General features: G+C 65.0%; 11 protein-coding genes and 1 pseudogene. 6 read left to right on the top strand and 6 right to left on the bottom strand.

Annotated features, from left to right (window positions below; all coding sequences use genetic code 11):
* Window positions 1-16: 16 nt before the first annotated feature.
* From ACNPNP_RS13360 to ACNPNP_RS13370, 3 genes are all read right to left on the bottom strand, one after another.
* A complete protein-coding gene (locus tag ACNPNP_RS13360; RefSeq protein ID WP_448966524.1) occupies window positions 17-1567 on the bottom strand; it encodes an ABC transporter substrate-binding protein in 1551 nt (516 codons plus the stop codon).
* Window positions 1568-1659: 92 nt separating this feature from the next.
* Window positions 1660-3246 (bottom strand): arylsulfatase, encoded by a 1587-nt coding sequence (locus tag ACNPNP_RS13365; RefSeq protein ID WP_448966525.1) that lies wholly within the window; start codon window positions 3244-3246, stop codon window positions 1660-1662.
* Between the two features lie 16 nt (window positions 3247-3262).
* On the bottom strand, window positions 3263-4804 hold the full coding sequence (locus ACNPNP_RS13370) for an ABC transporter substrate-binding protein (protein WP_448966526.1): 1542 nt from the start codon (window positions 4802-4804) through the stop codon (window positions 3263-3265).
* Window positions 4805-4927: 123 nt separating this feature from the next.
* Here ACNPNP_RS13370 and ACNPNP_RS13375 point away from each other — a divergent pair, with 123 nt between their 5' ends.
* The 3 genes from ACNPNP_RS13375 to ACNPNP_RS13385 are packed head-to-tail and all read left to right on the top strand — an operon-like array spanning window position 4928 to window position 9779.
* Window positions 4928-6565, top strand: coding sequence for a sulfatase family protein (locus ACNPNP_RS13375; RefSeq protein WP_448966527.1), 1638 nt, complete (start codon window positions 4928-4930; stop codon window positions 6563-6565).
* A gap of 2 nt (window positions 6566-6567) precedes the next feature.
* On the top strand, window positions 6568-8319 hold the full coding sequence (locus ACNPNP_RS13380; protein ID WP_448966528.1) for a sulfatase: 1752 nt from the start codon (window positions 6568-6570) through the stop codon (window positions 8317-8319).
* Window positions 8319-9779 (top strand): DUF1593 domain-containing protein, encoded by a 1461-nt coding sequence (locus tag ACNPNP_RS13385; RefSeq protein ID WP_448966529.1) that lies wholly within the window; start codon window positions 8319-8321, stop codon window positions 9777-9779. Before ACNPNP_RS13380 ends, ACNPNP_RS13385 begins: the two co-directional genes overlap by 1 nt.
* Before the next feature lie 22 nt (window positions 9780-9801).
* Here the strand turns inward: ACNPNP_RS13385 and ACNPNP_RS13390 are convergent, their stop codons facing one another.
* Both ACNPNP_RS13390 and ACNPNP_RS13395 read right to left on the bottom strand, forming a co-directional pair.
* Window positions 9802-11307: a sulfatase family protein gene (locus tag ACNPNP_RS13390; protein ID WP_448966530.1), complete on the bottom strand. Its 1506-nt coding sequence runs from the start codon at window positions 11305-11307 to the stop codon at window positions 9802-9804.
* A 50-nt stretch (window positions 11308-11357) separates the two neighbouring features.
* Window positions 11358-12395 carry a LacI family DNA-binding transcriptional regulator gene (locus tag ACNPNP_RS13395; RefSeq protein ID WP_448966531.1) on the bottom strand — a complete coding sequence of 346 codons (1038 nt, stop codon included), beginning with the start codon at window positions 12393-12395 and terminating at the stop codon, window positions 11358-11360.
* A 129-nt stretch (window positions 12396-12524) separates the two neighbouring features.
* Here ACNPNP_RS13395 and ACNPNP_RS13400 point away from each other — a divergent pair, with 129 nt between their 5' ends.
* The 3 genes from ACNPNP_RS13400 to ACNPNP_RS13410 are packed head-to-tail and all read left to right on the top strand — an operon-like array spanning window position 12525 to window position 14219.
* Window positions 12525-13493 (top strand): formylglycine-generating enzyme family protein, encoded by a 969-nt coding sequence (locus ACNPNP_RS13400; RefSeq protein WP_448966532.1) that lies wholly within the window; start codon window positions 12525-12527, stop codon window positions 13491-13493.
* Window positions 13490-13867, top strand: coding sequence for a YidH family protein (locus tag ACNPNP_RS13405; protein WP_448966533.1), 378 nt, complete (start codon window positions 13490-13492; stop codon window positions 13865-13867). Before ACNPNP_RS13400 ends, ACNPNP_RS13405 begins: the two co-directional genes overlap by 4 nt.
* Before the next feature lie 10 nt (window positions 13868-13877).
* Complete coding sequence (locus ACNPNP_RS13410; protein ID WP_448966534.1) at window positions 13878-14219, top strand: DUF202 domain-containing protein; 342 nt, start codon at window positions 13878-13880, stop codon at window positions 14217-14219.
* A gap of 1097 nt (window positions 14220-15316) precedes the next feature.
* On the opposite strand, the pseudogene ACNPNP_RS13415 reads toward ACNPNP_RS13410, so the two are convergent.
* A pseudogene (locus ACNPNP_RS13415) lies at window positions 15317-15957 on the bottom strand (SUMF1/EgtB/PvdO family nonheme iron enzyme); the annotation flags it as partial.

Below are 15957 nucleotides of genomic sequence, written 5' to 3' on the forward strand. Positions count from 1 at the left end.
GGGGCCCCCCTCCCGATCACTTTCCGCTGGGCGTGAAGTTGTAGATCGACGGCACAGCCTGCTGCACCTGGGGCACGATCTCTATGCTGTCGCCGTAGAAGTTGAACGTGTCAGGGCGCATCACCGGCGCGAACCACACGTTGTCGACGACGAACTCGTTGATCTGACGTGCGATCTGAGCCTGGCCGTCCTCATCGGCGAGGGGGTACTCCGCAATGAGGTTCTCCAGCTCAGGATCGGTCGATGCCATCGGGTTCCACGGAGCATCCGGCGAGAGCAGGAACTGCGTCGTGCCCCAGTCGGAACGCTGCGCGAGCGTCATGAACGCGAGCGGGAACTCACCTCGTTGCATGGACGGGATCGCCTCACCCGGACCCCACTGGTGACGGGTCACGGTCACGCCGATGTCTTCCCAGTTCTGGATGATCGCGTCGTAGATGACGGGTTCGAAGACACCGCTGACGGGGAGTGTGAACGCGAGGTCGCTCGCGCCGGCTTCCGCCAGAAGTTCCTTGGCGCGCTCCGGGTCGTACGCGTAGGCGTCATCGAGATCCTTCGAGTAGGCGGACGTCTCGGGACCGAAGACCTCTGAGGTCTCGGCTCCGAGCCCTTCCCAGCCCACCTGCACGAGCGCCTCGGAGTCGATGGCGATGGCGAGCGCCTCGCGTACACGGACATCGGCGAGTTCGGGCAGCAATGCACCGTCGCGGTCGAAGAACAGGATCCCGCCCCAATTGACCGAGAACGGTTCGGGAGCGTTGAGGCCCGCGGCTTCCGCCTGAAGCGCAGACGCGGCTCGGTTGAGCGAAGCGAAGTCGATCTGGCCGGAGGTGAGTGCGTTGAGTCGCGCCGTCTCGTCAGTCAGGATCTTGAACTCGACTGTGTCGAATGGGAGCGCTTCGCCCCAGTAGTCCTCGTTGCGCGTCACCAGGATGGTGGATCCAACGACGGTCTTGCTCGTGTCGAGCACGTACGGCCCGGAGCCAACAGGTGCGGTCGCGAGATCCGGTGAGGCGAGAGCCGCGGGGCTGCCCATATACCCACCGGCGTTCGCGAGGTTGGCCGGGAGGTCGGGATCGGGCGAAGACAGGTTCAACGTGACGGTGTCGTCATCGACGACGTCGACGCTGGCCACGCTGGACAGGTTGCCCAGCATGGGTCCGTTGGCCGTCTGGAAGTGGTCGATGTTCGCCTTGACAGCCTCGGCGTTGAAGAGCGTGCCGTCGGTGAAGGTGACATCGGTGCGCAGGTCGAGCGTGAGCGAGAGGTTGTCGTCACTCGTCGTCCACTCGGTGGCCAGCATCGGGACGAGTTCGCCGTCGGGGTTCTTCTTGATCAGCGTGTCGTACACGGACTGGAAGATCGGAGCGAGGTGGCCCTCGTTCGCCTGGGCCGGGTCCCAGCTCGTCGGCTCTTGAAGGGAGCCGATCGTGAGCAGGGGTGCGGTCTCCGAGCCGCCAGAGCCGTCCGAGTCGTCGGGGTCGGCGCCGCCTGCGCTGCAGGCGGTGAGCGTCACGGCGGCGACGGTTACCGCCACCGCGAGACGGATGAATGGTGCGGAACGCATGTGGTCTCCTACAACGTCATTGGTTCGGGATTCACCGTGCCACTCTGCCCGGCACAGTAATACTAAATAGTGTTCAGTAGTTTTGCAACTGCTTACCCGCCCAGGGCCGCACGCGAGTACAGCGGCTCCCAGACTTCGCGCGGTAGAACACCGACCCGCCCGCTCCAGGCCGCGTACGCATCCGACAGCTCACGCACGACGGACCGCTGTTCACGTGCGAGATCGGTCGTCTCGCCACGGTCGAGTGCGATGTCGTAGAGTTCCCACGCGCCAGGATGCTTCCGCACCAACTTCCACCGACCGCGACGGACCGCGGCGTTCCCTTCGTGCTCCCAGTAGAGTGTTCGATCGTCGGCGGATACTTCTCCTCGCCACGTCGAGAGCATGCTCACTCCTTCCATCGGAGCGACCGGCGAGCCTCCGCGCTCTTCGGGGTAGTTCGCTCCGGCCATCTCCACGAAAGTGGCCATGATGTCGGTCAACTGATGCGGACGATCTCTGATCGCAGCCACGGTGGGCGTCGCAATCGGCCAGCGCACGATGAACGGCGTCGAGATGCCGCCCTCGTGTACCCAGTGCTTGTACTCACGAAACGGGGTGTTGGACACGTTCGCCCAGGCACGGCCGTAACTGGCGAACGTGTTCACGGCCCCCGGCCAGACCTCGCTGGTGTTGCCGAACGCGATCGGTTCGCCACCGGCCGTCGCGCGTGCGAAAGGCAGTGGCCCTCCGCCTACCGGAATCTCCTCCGCGCAGCCGCCGTTGTCCGAGAGGAAGACGACGCAGGTGTTCTCCGCGACTCCGCTCTCGTCGAGCGCCCGCAGCACGTGCCCGATCCCCTCATCCATGAGAGCGACCTGCGCCGCATAGACCTCCATGCGTCTCGCCTGCCAGCTCTGTTCGAGATCGTCATCCCACACGGGCACCCGAGGGTCAGCATCGCTTTCGACGAACTCATCGTCACCGAAGAGTTCGAGCTCTTCCTGACGATCGATTCGCGTCCGACGCGCGTGCGTCCATCCTGCGTCGTACCGTCCGGCGTGCTGCGCAACCGCGGATTCCGGCGCTTGGAGCGGCCAGTGCGGCGCGGTGAAGGCGACGTACGAGAAGAACGGCTCGTCGGGTCGGTCCCGCACGTGATCCCTGATCGAGTCTGCGGCCGAACTCGCGACGGCCTCGGTGTAGTAGAAGTCGTCAGGTACTGCGACCCGCTGCTCGTCGCGGTACAGCGCGGGCGGCGTGTAATAGCTGCCACCGCCGTCCAGCGTTCCGAAGAAGGTGTCGAACCCTCGGCGCGTGGGCCACGTGCTGTTCGGCTCGTCGATCCGACCGCTGACATGCCATTTCCCGACCATGTGAGTCGCATACCCCGCTGAGCGGAGGACCTCGGCGAGAGTCACGCATTGATCGTTCAACGTCCCCGGATAACCTGCGGGCGTGTCGTCGCGCGTGAGGATTCCCACCCCGGTCTGGTGCGGATGCAGCCCTGTGAGCAACGACGCCCGCGAAGGCGAACAACGAGCGGTGTTGTAGAACTGCGTGAGACGGACCCCCTCCTCGGCGAGCGCGTCGAGATACGGCGTCGGGATTTCGCCACCGAAGCAGCCGATGTCCGAGAACCCGAGATCATCGGCCAGGATCAACACGATGTTCGGGGGTGCATCGGATGAAATGCTCATTCGTCGTCCTCGCAGTTCATTTCCCGGTCGGCCGGAAGTTGTAGATGGACGGGATGGCCTGCTGAACCTGCACGTCGAACTGGACGGAATCGCCGGAGAACACGAACTGGTCGGGCCGCATGACGGGGGCGAACCAGACGTTGTCGATGACCCATTCGTTGATCTCGCGCGCGATCGTCGCCTGCTCGGATTCACTGGCGGTCGGGTACGAAGCGATCAGCGCGTCCAACTCGGGATCGCTCGAACCCAGCGGATTCCACGGTGCCTCCGGAGCGAGGACGAACTGCGTCGTGTTCCAGTCCGAACGCTGCGCCAATTGCATGAACGCGAGCGGCACATCGCCGCGCTGCATCGCGGGAACCGCCTCGCCCGGTCCCCACTGCATCCGATTCACCTTCACACCGACGTCTTCCCAGTTCTGCACGATCGCGTCGTAGATGATCGGCTCGAAGACGGGACTGATCGGTAACGTGATCTCGAGATCCTCCGCGCCGGCTTCGGCGAGCAGCTCCTTCGCGCCCTCGGGGTCGTACTCGTACGAGGACTCGAGCGACTCATCGAAGCCTTCCGTCTGCGGACCGAAGATCTGCGATGTCGGCGATCCGAGCCCTTCCCAGCCGACGTCGACGAGAGCCTCCGAATCGATCGCGAGCGCGAGCGCCTTGCGGACGCGTACGTCGGAGAGTTCGGGCTGAAGCGCACCGTCGCGATCGAAGAAGAGGATGCCGCTCCACCCAGTGCTGTATGCGTCAGGGGCGTTCAAGCCAGCAGACTTCGCCTGCAGCGCTGACGCCGCGCGGTTGAGCGCTGCGACGTCGACCTGCCCCGAAGTCAGGGCGTTGAGCCGCGCGGTCTCGTCGGTGAGGATCTTGAAATCGACTTCGTCGAACGGCAGCGGATCGCCCCAGTAATCGTCGTTTCGCATCAGCGCGATCGTGGAACCGGTGACGGAACGCGCCTCATCCAGAGTGTACGGACCCGTCCCGACAGGAACGAGTGCCATTTCGGGCGTCCCGAGCGCCGCTGGGCTTCCCATGTAGCCGCCCGCGTTCGCCAGGTTGTACGGAAGGTCCGGGTCGGGGGAGACCAGGTTGAGCATCACGGTGTCTTCGTCCACGATGTCGACGGACGCAACACTGGCCAGGTTGCTCTGCAGCGGACCGTTCGCACTCTGGAAGTGCTCGATGTTCGTCTTGACCGCCTCGGCATCGAACGCCTCACCGTCGGTGAAAGTCACATCGGTACGCAGATCCAGTTCGAGCGAGAGGCCGTCGTCAGCGACTGTCCAATCAGTCGCCAGCATGGGTGACAATTCGCCATCCGGTTCGCGCTTGATGAGCGTGTCGTACACCGACTGATAGATCGGCGCGAGGTGCCCCTCATTCGCCTGCGCGGGATCCCAGCTCGTCGGTTCCTGCAGGGAGCCGATCGTGAGCAGCGGTGCGTTTCCCACATCGTCCGACGCCGCGGGTTCGGCATCTCCGGCGCTGCATGCGGTGAGCGCTACTGCGGCGATGGTCGCCACTGCCCCGAGGCGAATGAGTGGTGTAAAGCGCATGTGTTCTCCTACGTCGTCATTGGGTTCGGAAACATAATCGATGCGACATCGCGTCAACGATGTAATACTAAATAGTGTTCAGTAGTTAACGCAATGCCGCGTGATGCACATCGAGGAGGATCAGTGAATCGGCCGAACATCCTGTGGATCTCGACCCATGACATCAACCCCCACATCGGCCCATACGCCGATCTTTGGCCCGATGCTGACCAATCCCCCACTCCCCACCTCGACGCGTTGGCGCAGTCGGGGGTGCGGTTCGATCAGGCGTTCGCTGCGGCACCCGTGTGCGCGCCTTCCCGCTCGGCGATCATGACCGGGTGCTACCCCACGGCAATCGGCACCATGCACATGCGCACAAAAGCGGTACCTCCTGCGTCCGTCCGGCTCGTGAGCGAGTACTTCCGCGAGGCCGGCTACTACACGTCGAACAACTGGTTCACTGACTTCCAGGTGAAGACCCCACCGACCGCGTTCGACGATTGCTCCCCCACCGCACATTGGCGCGACCGGCCGGACGGCGCGCCGTTCTTCGCGTCGTTCCACAGCCTCATCACTCATGAATCGCGCATATACGGCGACGACGCGTACGCAGCCGCCACTCGTACGCTCAGTGACGACCAGCGACACGATCCCGCAGCGGTGCCGTTGCCGCCATATCATCCGGACACTCCCACGTTCCGCCAGGCGTGGGCACGCTACTTCGATCTCGTCACCGCGATGGATGAATGGGTCGGCGGCATCTTGGCCCAGCTCGAGGAGGACGGTCTCGCCGAGGATACCCTCGTCGTCTTCTGGAGCGATCACGGAGCGAGCTTCCCGCGGGCGAAGCGATGGGCCAACGAGGCCGGGGTTCGTGTGCCGCTCATCGCGCGGTGGCCAGGACGAATCGAGCCTGGCACCTCACGCTCGGAAGTCGTCCAGATGCTCGACCTGGCGCCGACGATCCTCGAGGTCGCCGGCATCGAGGTGCCCGAGCACATGCACGGGCGCCCCCTCCTCTCGTCGAACGGCGAATCGCTGCCTGCTGCCCCCTATGCGTACGCGGCGCGCGATCGGATGGATGCCACCGACGACACGGTCCGGACCATCCGCGACGAGAGATACCGGTACATCCTCAACGTGCATCCCGACCGGCCGAGCATGCAGTACAACTACTACCCGGATCACCTGGGCACCTGGAGCGACCTGCGACGCCTGCGACATGAAGAGGGCGACATGCTCACGCAGGGGCAGAACCCCGACATCCTCACGGACCTGCAACGCTCGCTGATGAGCGTGCCGCGTCCGGAGGAGCAGCTCTACGACGTCGTCGAGGATCCGCACGAGACGCGCAACCTGGCGGACGACCCCGTGCACGAGGCGACGAAGCATCGGCTGCGCCGAGCCCTGCAGGACTGGCGGGACGAGTATGGCGATCTGGGCGCCATCCCGGAGAACGAGCTGATCGAGAGCTGGCGCCCCGGGGGCGTCAGCCCGAAGACTGCGGCACCGGTTGTGGTGTCCGAGTCGGGAGCCTACGTCGCGACGGTCGCCACCGAGGGCGCGTCCATCGCATGGACGGCGGACCCTCCCGGTCCTCTCGGTGATCTGTCGGACATCGAACGGGCATCCGGCTCGCCGACTCCGGACGGTCGGCGCTGGCATCTGTACTCCGGGCCGGTGGTGGTCGCGGAGAATGACTCCGTCTGGTTCGGCGCGTGGCGCCTGGGCTATGAGCCCAGCGATCACGTCCTCGTCACCCAGGAAGGAGCCCGCTGAGCATGCGCGCGATCAATCTGATGTTCGACAGCCTCAACCGCCACATGGTGCCTCCCTACGCGGACGTCACCCCTCACCTGCCGAACTTCGAGCGACTCGCTGCCCGCACCGTCACGTTCGAGAAGTTCTATGCCGGGTCCATGCCCTGCATGCCGGCTCGACGCGAGCTGCACACGGGTCGCCAGAACTTCCTGCATCGCAGTTGGGGGCCGCTCGAGCCCTTCGACGATTCCGTTCCTGCACTTCTGGCGGAGCACGGCATCCATACGCATCTCGCCTCCGATCACACGCACTACTGGGAGGACGGCGGCGCGACGTACCACACGCGGTATACGACGTGGGAGTTCTCACGTGGACAGGAAGGCGACCCGTGGAAGGGCGTCGTCGGTGCCACTGACACCCGCACCTCACCCGTCGTGCGCATGCGCGCTCAGGATGCCGTGAACCGCAGGTACATGCAGAGCGAGAAGGAGCACTCCCAGACCCGCACCGTCGATGCCGGCATCGACTTCATCACGACCAACGCGGCAGCCGATGACTGGATGCTGCAGATCGAGCTGTTCGACCCGCACGAGCCGTTCTTCGCACCCGAGCGCTTCCGCGAGGGTCGGGGTATCCAGGGCGAAGCGACCAACGACTGGCCCGCCTATCGTCGTGTGCTCGAAAGCGAGGAGGAGGTGGATCGCGTGCGCGCCGAATACCTCGCTCTGCTCGACATGTGCGATCACTCCCTCGGCCGCGTACTCGACGCGATGGATGAGCACGGGCTCTGGGACGACACGATGCTGATCGTCAACACGGACCACGGGTTCCTGCTGGGAGAGCACGGCTGGTGGGCCAAGGGCATCACGCCCTGGTTCAACGAGCTCGTTCATGTGCCGATGTTCCTGTGGGACCCGCGTACAGGAGCCCGCGGCATCCGAGACGAACGCCTGGCCCAGACCGTCGACATTCCGCTCACCCTCCTCGACTTCTTCGGCGTCGAGTCGACTCCCGACATGATCGGTCAGCCGCTCACCGCCCACGCGGATGGGCATGATGGCGCGCTGTTCGGCGTCTACGGGGGGCATGTGAACGTGACGGACGGACGATATATATACATGCGGGCGGCAGACGACGTCAGCAACGCGCCGCTCGAAGAGTTCACCCTCATGCCCACCCACATGAGAGCACGCTTCTCGGCCGCCGAGCTCCGGGATTGGGAGCCGGCGGATCCGTTCACCTTCACGAAGGGGCTGCGGACGATGCGCACCGAGACATCCGCCGTATGGTTCAACTCGTGGCAGCATGGCACGTTGCTCTTCGACCTGGACTCCGATCCTCGCCAGCTGCACCCGCTCGTCGACGATGAGGTCGAGTTGCAGATGGCCGAGCTGCTCGTCAACCTCATGCGACGTGGTGATGCACCGGGCAGTCAGTACGCGCGGCTCGGGCTGCCCGCAGAGGGGCCCGTCGACGTGACGCACTTGCGCGCGCGAGCGCACCGGGAACGTGCAGAGCGCAATCTCGTACCGCTGCCCCGCGAGGACGAGCTGACGGCGCTGGATCTGCTCGATCTTCCGCTCGACGATCTACTGTACGAACCGCGGTTCCGGTCGGTTGTGGAGCGGCACGCGCCCGACATCGCGCGTACCGAGATCCTCGGGCTGGCGCCAGGTGCGAGTCTCATTTCGATGGCGACCAGAGCCGGAGTACCGGCGGATGCTCTGCGAGCGCTGGACACGGATCTCGCCGCTGCGAGGACGGGCACCTGATGACTGCTCCCGGTCTCCCTCGCACGATCATCACGACCGACCCGGAGATCGACGATGCGAACTCACTCGTACGTCTGCTTCTGTATGCCAACGAGATCGAGATTCAGGGATTGATCTACGCAGGATCTCAGTTCCATTGGCGCGGCGACGGCCAAGGCACGTATTTCTTCCACCCCGACCGCGAGTACACCGAACCGCAGACGTCATGGCGCTGGGGCGAGGAAGACGTCTTCATCCACGACGTCATCGATCGGTACGCCGAGGTCCACGACAACCTGCGAGTCCACGACGCGCGCTACCCGCGCGCAGATCAACTGCGCTCGGTGATCCGCATCGGCAACGTCGACTTCGAGGGCGATGACCGCACGCCGTCGGCCGGAGCGGATCTGATAGTCGAACGGATCCTCGATGACGATCCCCGGCCGGTGTTCGTGCAGTTGTGGGCGGGACCGGCGACTCTCTCGCGAGCGCTGCGGACTCTGGAAGAGCGCTTCGGGTCGTCATCCGACTGGCCGGCAGTGCGAGACCGCCTCAGCCGCCGGGTCATCGTGACGAAGTTCGCTTCACAGGACGACACCTACGAGGACTACATCGCGCCGAACTGGCCGAAGGTCGAGGTCCGCGAGGTCGCGACGCGGATGTGGGGGTATGCGGCGCGCTCCGTGGCGACCGCGGACGGCGCACGATTCCTGTCATCGTCCTGGCATGAGGCGAAGATCATTCCGGCGGGACCGCTGGGCGGGCACTATCGCGTATGGGGGGACGGCCGCACCATGCCCGGCGACCACAATGACTACTTCGGAACCCGTCGAAGCGAAGCGGAGCTCCGTGCCGAGGGGTACCACGTCTTCACTCCCCTTCAAGAGCCCGGATCGTGGGTGTCCGAAGGCGACACGACGAATTTCCTGAATCTGATCGGCAATGGCCTGCGTGCTTTCGAAGCTCCCCACTGGGGAGGCTGGGGCGGCCGGCAGAAGCCCAATCCTGACCGGGCGAACGAGTTTCTCGCGACCCTAGCGACCGACCGGGACGAGACGGGTGCCCGATCCGCCTCGTACACCGCGGCCAGATGGTTCCCGGACGCTCAGCGGGACTTCGCCGCACGCCTTCGCTGGTCGACGACCTCGGATCTCGCAGCGGCGAACCACGCTCCTGACATTCATCTGGTCACTCCCGCAGCGCTCGCCGCCCGCCCTAGTGCGATCGTGACCCTGGAGGCCGGCGTCACCGACCCCGATGGAGACGAGGTCCGTCTTCTGTGGCGCGAGGACACGGACGCGGGGGACGGCGACGCATCCGGTGTCTTCACCGACCCCGGATCGGCGGGCACGCAGTTCTCGCTCGCGGGAGCGCTCGAACCAGGCCGCGAAGTGCATCTCATCCTCGAAGCGCGCGATGTCCGCGTCGACGACCAGCCGCCGCTGGTCCGGTACGCCCGCGTCCTCATCACGATCGTCTAGGCGCGGGTTTCCGCCTCGAACCTCACTGCTCCGCACGGATGCGAGCGAACAGATCACCGACACGCTTGACGGCAGCCGCGTCGTGGGGTCCCCACTCGGGTCGAGGCGTGGCAGGTCCTGTGTACGGCTCATCGGCGTAACGCTTCTGGTACTCGGCGAGCTTCACTTCAAGCGCGGCGCGCACCTCGGCGTACACGGGGTCGGCGACGACGTTCTGGCACTCCTCGGGGTCTACTCGCAGGTCGTAGAGCTCCCATTCCGGCTCGAAGACGGCGCCGGATGCCCCGGGCACACCGAGACCGGCGCCATAGTAGTAGATGAGTTTGTGGTCGGCGGTGCGGATGCCGTAGTGCGCCGGTGCGCTGTGGATGGGGTCGTCGTGCTCCCAGTAGCGGTAATAGGCAGCATCCGCCCAGTCCTCGATGGTCTCGCCCCGCAGGATCGGCAGGAAGCTCCGCCCCTGCGAGGTGGGGAGCGCATCGTTCGCGTCGATGCCGCACGCGTCCAGGAATGTCGCGGCGAAGTCGACGTTGGTGATGATCGCCTCGCTGCGGCTGCCCGGCGCGATCTCCGCCGGCCAGCGCATCAGCATCGGCATCTGGAGCGACTGATCGAACATCAGCCGTTTGTCGAACCAGCCATGGTCGCCGAGGAAGAAGCCCTGATCCGAGGTGTAGACGACGAGAGTGTTCTCGGCAAGGCCGCGCTCGTCCAGATGGTCGAGAAGACGCCCCACGTTGTCGTCGATGGATTGGATGCACTGCAGGTAGTCCCTCATGTAGATCTGATACTTCCAGCTCATCCGCGCCGCCCTGTTCTCGTCGCCGCGCAGGTGCTGTGGAATCTCGGTCTTCAGGTCGTCGACGCCCATGTCATCGGCGATCGTCATGTGCACGCCGCGGACCGCCCTGCTGCGGGAGGCGTTGTCATCGAAGAACGTCTCCGGCTCCGGGATGTCGCCGTCGGCATAGAGATGCTTGTGCTTCTCGTCGGGAACCCACGGTCGGTGCGGCGCTTTATGGTGCACCATCATGCAGAACGGCTCGCCGTCGAGGCTGTCGATCCACTCGGTCGAGAGGTCGGTGATGATATCCGTCGCGTAGCCGCGCATGACATCAGTGCCGCTCTCATCGATCATCGGCGGATCGATGTATTCGCCCTGCCCGGGGAAGATCTTCCAGGCGTCGAAACCTCGCGGCAGAGATTCTCCGTGCTCACCCAGGTGCCACTTTCCGAACATCGCGGTCTTGTATCCAGAATGTCCCAGTACCTCGACGAATGTGGGGACCCGGTAGTCCATCTCGGTCCAGATCGAGGAGACGCCGTTCACATGGCTGTACGTTCCCGTCAGGATCGACGCGCGGGAAGGACTGCAGATCGAGTTCGTGCAATACACCGCGTCGAGCCGCATCCCCTCGTCGGCGATGCGGTCCAGGTGAGGCGTCACGTTGACACGACTGCCATAGGCCGAGATGGCGTGCGCGGCATGGTCATCGGACATGATGAAGATGATGTTGGGTCGGGTCATCGTGCGGGCTCTCGTTCGTCGATCATCGTGGTGGAGTGTCGGGATGCTCGTCAGCGCTCGTGCTGCAGCGAAGGGGCGAGCATGAGGTGTGCGCGTGCGTCCGCGCCGTCTTCTCCGCGGGCAGCGGCCACGATGAGTCGTGCAGCCGACCTCCCGCCTTCTTCAAGCGGAAGGCGCGAGTAGACGAGCCCCGGCCAGAGTCCGGGTGAGAGCGACCCTGCGGCGAGCGCGACGACCTGGGTGCCCGGTGCGTGCATCGACGCGGTCCGGTATGCCGCCTCCGCATCGATGCCCCACGCGCACAGGACGGCGCTTCGAGCCGGCACACCGGCCCAGCTCGCAAGAATCTCGCCGAGCTGCCGGATGAGGGTGTGATGGTGCGATCTGTCCGCGTCACCGGCGTCGAATCGTGCGATCGTCTCGAGGGTGACATCCGTCGTGAGCGTGTGCACCTCGAGCGCAGAAGCTCCCGCTGCTTCCTCGATCGCTCGCGCACGCGCCTGCTCGGCGGACGAATCGATACCGGGCCGGATGTAGACGAGCCTGTCGACACCGGCCAGAAAGGCGAGGCTCTGGCGCACCCCCTCGCCGTAGTCGAAATCGACAGTCGGGTAGCGCTCCTGCTCAGCTCCGGAGCCGCAATCGACGGCGACGAATGCGATGCGGAACTCCGCGATCGCGTCACGCAGCGCACTCGGCACTCCCTGGTCGTCGTGACCGATGAAGATGAGCCCATCCAGCGTGCCGGCGCGCACATCGTCGATTCCGCGGAGCGCGTCCGCTTCCTCGAGCAGCGAGATCCGGAAGCCCTCGGTCCTCAGGCCACGCGCCAGCCCGTCCACGATCGAGGCGTAGCGCGCGAGCGTCAACGCCTTGCCGAGGATCACACCGATCGTCCGGCTCGCGCGCGCCTGCAGCGACCGCGCCACTCCGTTCGGGACATACCCGAGCTCACGGGCCGCCTGACGCACGCGTTGCTTGGTCGCTTCCGCGAGGCGAACGGTGCTGGCGTCGTTGAGCGCGTACGAGACGGCCGATGCCGACACCCCGGCTCGCGCGGCGACGTCTTTCAGCGTGGGTCGACCCATGGTGCTGAGATTAGGTTGTTCAATCGATTGAGTCAAGTAATCGACGGGTCGATTCAGACCAGTGGCATCGAGGCCGCGGACTCGGGATAGGCTGGCGGGCGACCACCGAACTGGAGTGCGAGGAGTGTCATGACATCCGATGCGGGGTGCGGTCCCGGTTGCACATGCGGGGCACCGGGACGCGAGCAGTTCGTCGCGCTCGGGATGCCGTCACGCGAGACTCTGCGCGCATCGAGCGCGGGGTCGCATGACCTGGAGCAGGCTGTGATCCCCGCCGGCACGTTTACGATGGGGGATTCCTCCGGAGACCTCAACCCGGCGGACGGGGAGGTGCCGCGGCATCCTGTGACGCTCCCGGGATTCTCGATCGACACGACCGCCGTCACCAACGATGCATTCGCCCGTTTCGTCGATGCCACCGGTTACACCACCGAAGCGGAGGCATTCGGCTACTCCGCGGTGTTCCATCTCGCGCTGACGGCGCCCGAGGAGGACATCGTCGGCGTGCCGTCCGGCACACCGTGGTGGCTCGGGGTACGTGGGGCGGACTGGCGCCATCCGGGCGGGCGCGACTCGTCGATCGATGGGCGGGAAGACCACCCCGTGGTGCACGTCAGTTGGAATGACGCGAACGCATACGCCGAATGGGCCGGGAGACGCCTGCCCTCCGAGGCCGAATGGGAGTACGCGGCCCGCGGCGGCATCGAGGGCGCGAAGTACCCGTGGGGGGATGCCGAAGTGGATGCCGGAGGCTGGCGCGCGAACATCTGGCAGGGCGACTTCCCACGGGTGAACACGGCGGAGGACGGGTTCCTGACGACGGCCCCTGTGCGGACCTTCGAGCCGAACGGATACGGCCTGTGGCAGTCGGTGGGCAACGTGTGGGAGTGGTGCCAGGACTGGTTCGATCCGAACTACTACGGCCGTTCGCTCGCAGCCGCTCCAACGGGGCCGGATCGAGGCCAGGCCCGGGTGCTGCGCGGCGGCAGCTATCTGTGCCACATCTCGTACTGCAACAGGTACCGCAATTCGGCGCGTTCGCAGAACACTCCGGACTCGTCGATGGGCAACAGCGGGTTCCGGACGGTCGCACTGTGAGCACGCCCGGAGGCAACGGGCGCCGCTTCCCGCCGGTCGTGTACAGGCACGGCGGTGAGCCGGATGCCCGTTTCACCCTGGCGAACGAGCGGACCTTCCTCGCGTGGATCCGAACCTCGCTCGCGCTCATCGCGGGCGGTGTCGCCCTCGAGGTACTGGGTCTCGACCTGCAACCCGAGCTGCGTCTGGTAGCGTCCCTTGTGCTCGCCATAGCCGGCATCCTCGTCCCCTCGCTCGCCTGGGTCGAGTGGGCGCGCACCGAGAGAGCCCTACGGCGCGCACAGCCCCTGCCGGGTTCGCTGCTCGGCGCGATACTCGGAACCGCGGTCACGGTCGCCGGCGTCCTCGTCGTCCTCGCGATCCTGCTGCGCTGACGAGACCACGATGACGTCGCTGTTCGACCCCGGCCTGCAGCCTGAGCGCACCGAGCTCGGGTGGCGCCGCACTTGCCTCGCCCTCAGTGTCGGCTCGCTGGTCGCGATGCGGATCCTGCCAGAGGCGTTCGGGAGTGGATGGTGGGCTCTCGGCGGCGTTGCCGGCATCATCGCGTCCGCCGGCCTGTGGGCCGCCGCGCGCCGGCGCTACCGGAGCGCTACCCGCGCACTCGAGCGGGACGGTGATAGGGCTCCGATGCCCGACTCGCGCCTCCCCTTCGCACTCACCGTGTTCACGGTCGTGATCGGCGGGACGAGTATCGCCATCGTCATCTGCATGGCGGCATCCTGAGACGCTTCGGACTGGGATCCCAGCGGCTTCGGGCCTGACTGCTGAACAGGTATTTTGTGGCGGAGACGAGGGGATTTGAACCCCTGGACCCCTTGCGAGGTCTCCACCTTAGCAGGGAGGTGTGGCGGCGCTAGCTGGGTTCGCCGCCGATCGCGCCCGCTCCCATGCTGGCATCTGGGAAGCGCGTGTTTCTGCGAGAACTCGCGGCTATCGATGCCAACCCGCCACGCACGCCAACCACTACCGATCTCGTGAGAATCGTCCTTCCCAGGACGCTCCAGACATTTTTCGGACACCTGGCAATACCGCGCAGCCTGCGCCCGTGCGATGAGTCGATTCATTCCGGGGAGATCTTCCCGCTTGCATCTGACTCTTCAAGATGCAAGTCAGACAAGGCCCACGCGCCAAATACTCTTCTGGACAGGCAAAGCAGAGAGTGGCTCAAAGGCCGAGAGACCCTGGTCCAGAAATCACCTCTTGGTTCGACAACACGAAACGCTCAGTCCCATTGATAGGAGACGTTGCGGTTCGTCAAAGCACCATGAGCGTCGGCAACATCACCGGTCGAGCGCAGCATATGTAGGACGTCAACACCCTCGGACGTGGCAAATAATTTCAAAGCCGTAGCCGATGATTCAGTGCGCCAGCACCGGAATCCGCAGCAGCCGGCCACCTGACGACACGGCCTGAAGGTGAAGCGCACGGGCAGGTCGGCCTTCTTGATCTTTCCGCTCGCCGTCCGGGGTTCTCACGGATGTCGGGAGTCCGAGACATTTCCTAAGGAACATGGTGACGGCGGTTTCCGCGACCACAATCTTCGAGGTGTGGTTAGCATCAGGCGAAGGTGGAGCTCACAGTCCGCTGCATGCGCATCGTTGGCTGCGTCGTCTGGAAGCCCCAACCCCATTTCGCCACCAGCCCCGTGCTGTCTCACCGCCGGGCGCCGCGCGCTGCACGGTCATGACCACGACATCGGACTCGATGTGTTCCGCGACTTCGCAATAATCGCCGACACCGAACTTGTCGCCCTCGACCAGGCGCCAACGATCACGCAAATCCGAAATGTGACAGAGGTAGCTGCCGCCACGCAATATTCAGGCGCTCCCGAGATCTGGGCCGTTTGGATTCGAAGACGGCAATCGACCGTCGTAAGCGGGTCAAACCAATCGGCACACCGTTCCCAGACGTCGCCAATCGATTTCCAGTGTCCCGTGGTCGTCAAGTAACCATCCTCGATCGAGTTGTACTGGGCGAATTTCGGCCTGCCAGATGTTGGCTCTCCGTTTCGCCCTCCTCCCAGGGGCATTTCGCAGACGGGATACCGCCGCGTGCCGCGTACTCCCACTCAGCTTCGATCGGTAGCCGCTGGCCAGCCCACCGGCGGTATGCAAGCGCGTCGTTTTATGAGATGTGCACGACCGGATGCTCCGCAAGACCCTCAATGCTCGACGCGTGCCCACGGGAGTGAGCCAGTCTGTTCGGCGCACGCCGAGCCACCAGGGTGTTCCTGGGTGTGCCCGAGGAAACCCTCGCGCGGTGCGCGGATCGCGAGGTGGAGTTCAGCCGAGAACTCGAACGTCTCGGCCTCGGTGAAGTAGCCGGTATCACCGACGAACTGCGCGAAGTCGGCGTTCGTGACCGCCGTGGCGTCGATATCCAACGCATCCATCGCGAGTTCGTGCAAAGGAGTTTCGCCGTCAGCACGGTTGGCATCGCCCGATGAATCGCCCATCACGAA

The organism is Microbacterium xerophyticum (assembly GCF_053543555.1).

Bases quoted from the DNA above. Each gene is read 5' to 3' on its own strand.
- ACNPNP_RS13410 (WP_448966534.1), top strand. From the start codon at position 13,878: ATGACGTCGCTGTTCGACCCCGGCCTGCAGCCTGAGCGCACCGAGCTC.
- ACNPNP_RS13360 (WP_448966524.1), bottom strand. From the start codon at position 1,567: ATGCGTTCCGCACCATTCATCCGTCTCGCGGTGGCGGTAACCGTCGCC.
- ACNPNP_RS13400 (WP_448966532.1), top strand. From the start codon at position 12,525: ATGACATCCGATGCGGGGTGCGGTCCCGGTTGCACATGCGGGGCACCG.
- ACNPNP_RS13390 (WP_448966530.1), bottom strand. From the start codon at position 11,307: ATGACCCGACCCAACATCATCTTCATCATGTCCGATGACCATGCCGCG.
- ACNPNP_RS13370 (WP_448966526.1), bottom strand. From the start codon at position 4,804: ATGCGCTTTACACCACTCATTCGCCTCGGGGCAGTGGCGACCATCGCC.
- ACNPNP_RS13380 (WP_448966528.1), top strand. From the start codon at position 6,568: ATGCGCGCGATCAATCTGATGTTCGACAGCCTCAACCGCCACATGGTG.
- ACNPNP_RS13365 (WP_448966525.1), bottom strand. From the start codon at position 3,246: ATGAGCATTTCATCCGATGCACCCCCGAACATCGTGTTGATCCTGGCC.
- ACNPNP_RS13385 (WP_448966529.1), top strand. From the start codon at position 8,319: ATGACTGCTCCCGGTCTCCCTCGCACGATCATCACGACCGACCCGGAG.
- ACNPNP_RS13395 (WP_448966531.1), bottom strand. From the start codon at position 12,395: ATGGGTCGACCCACGCTGAAAGACGTCGCCGCGCGAGCCGGGGTGTCG.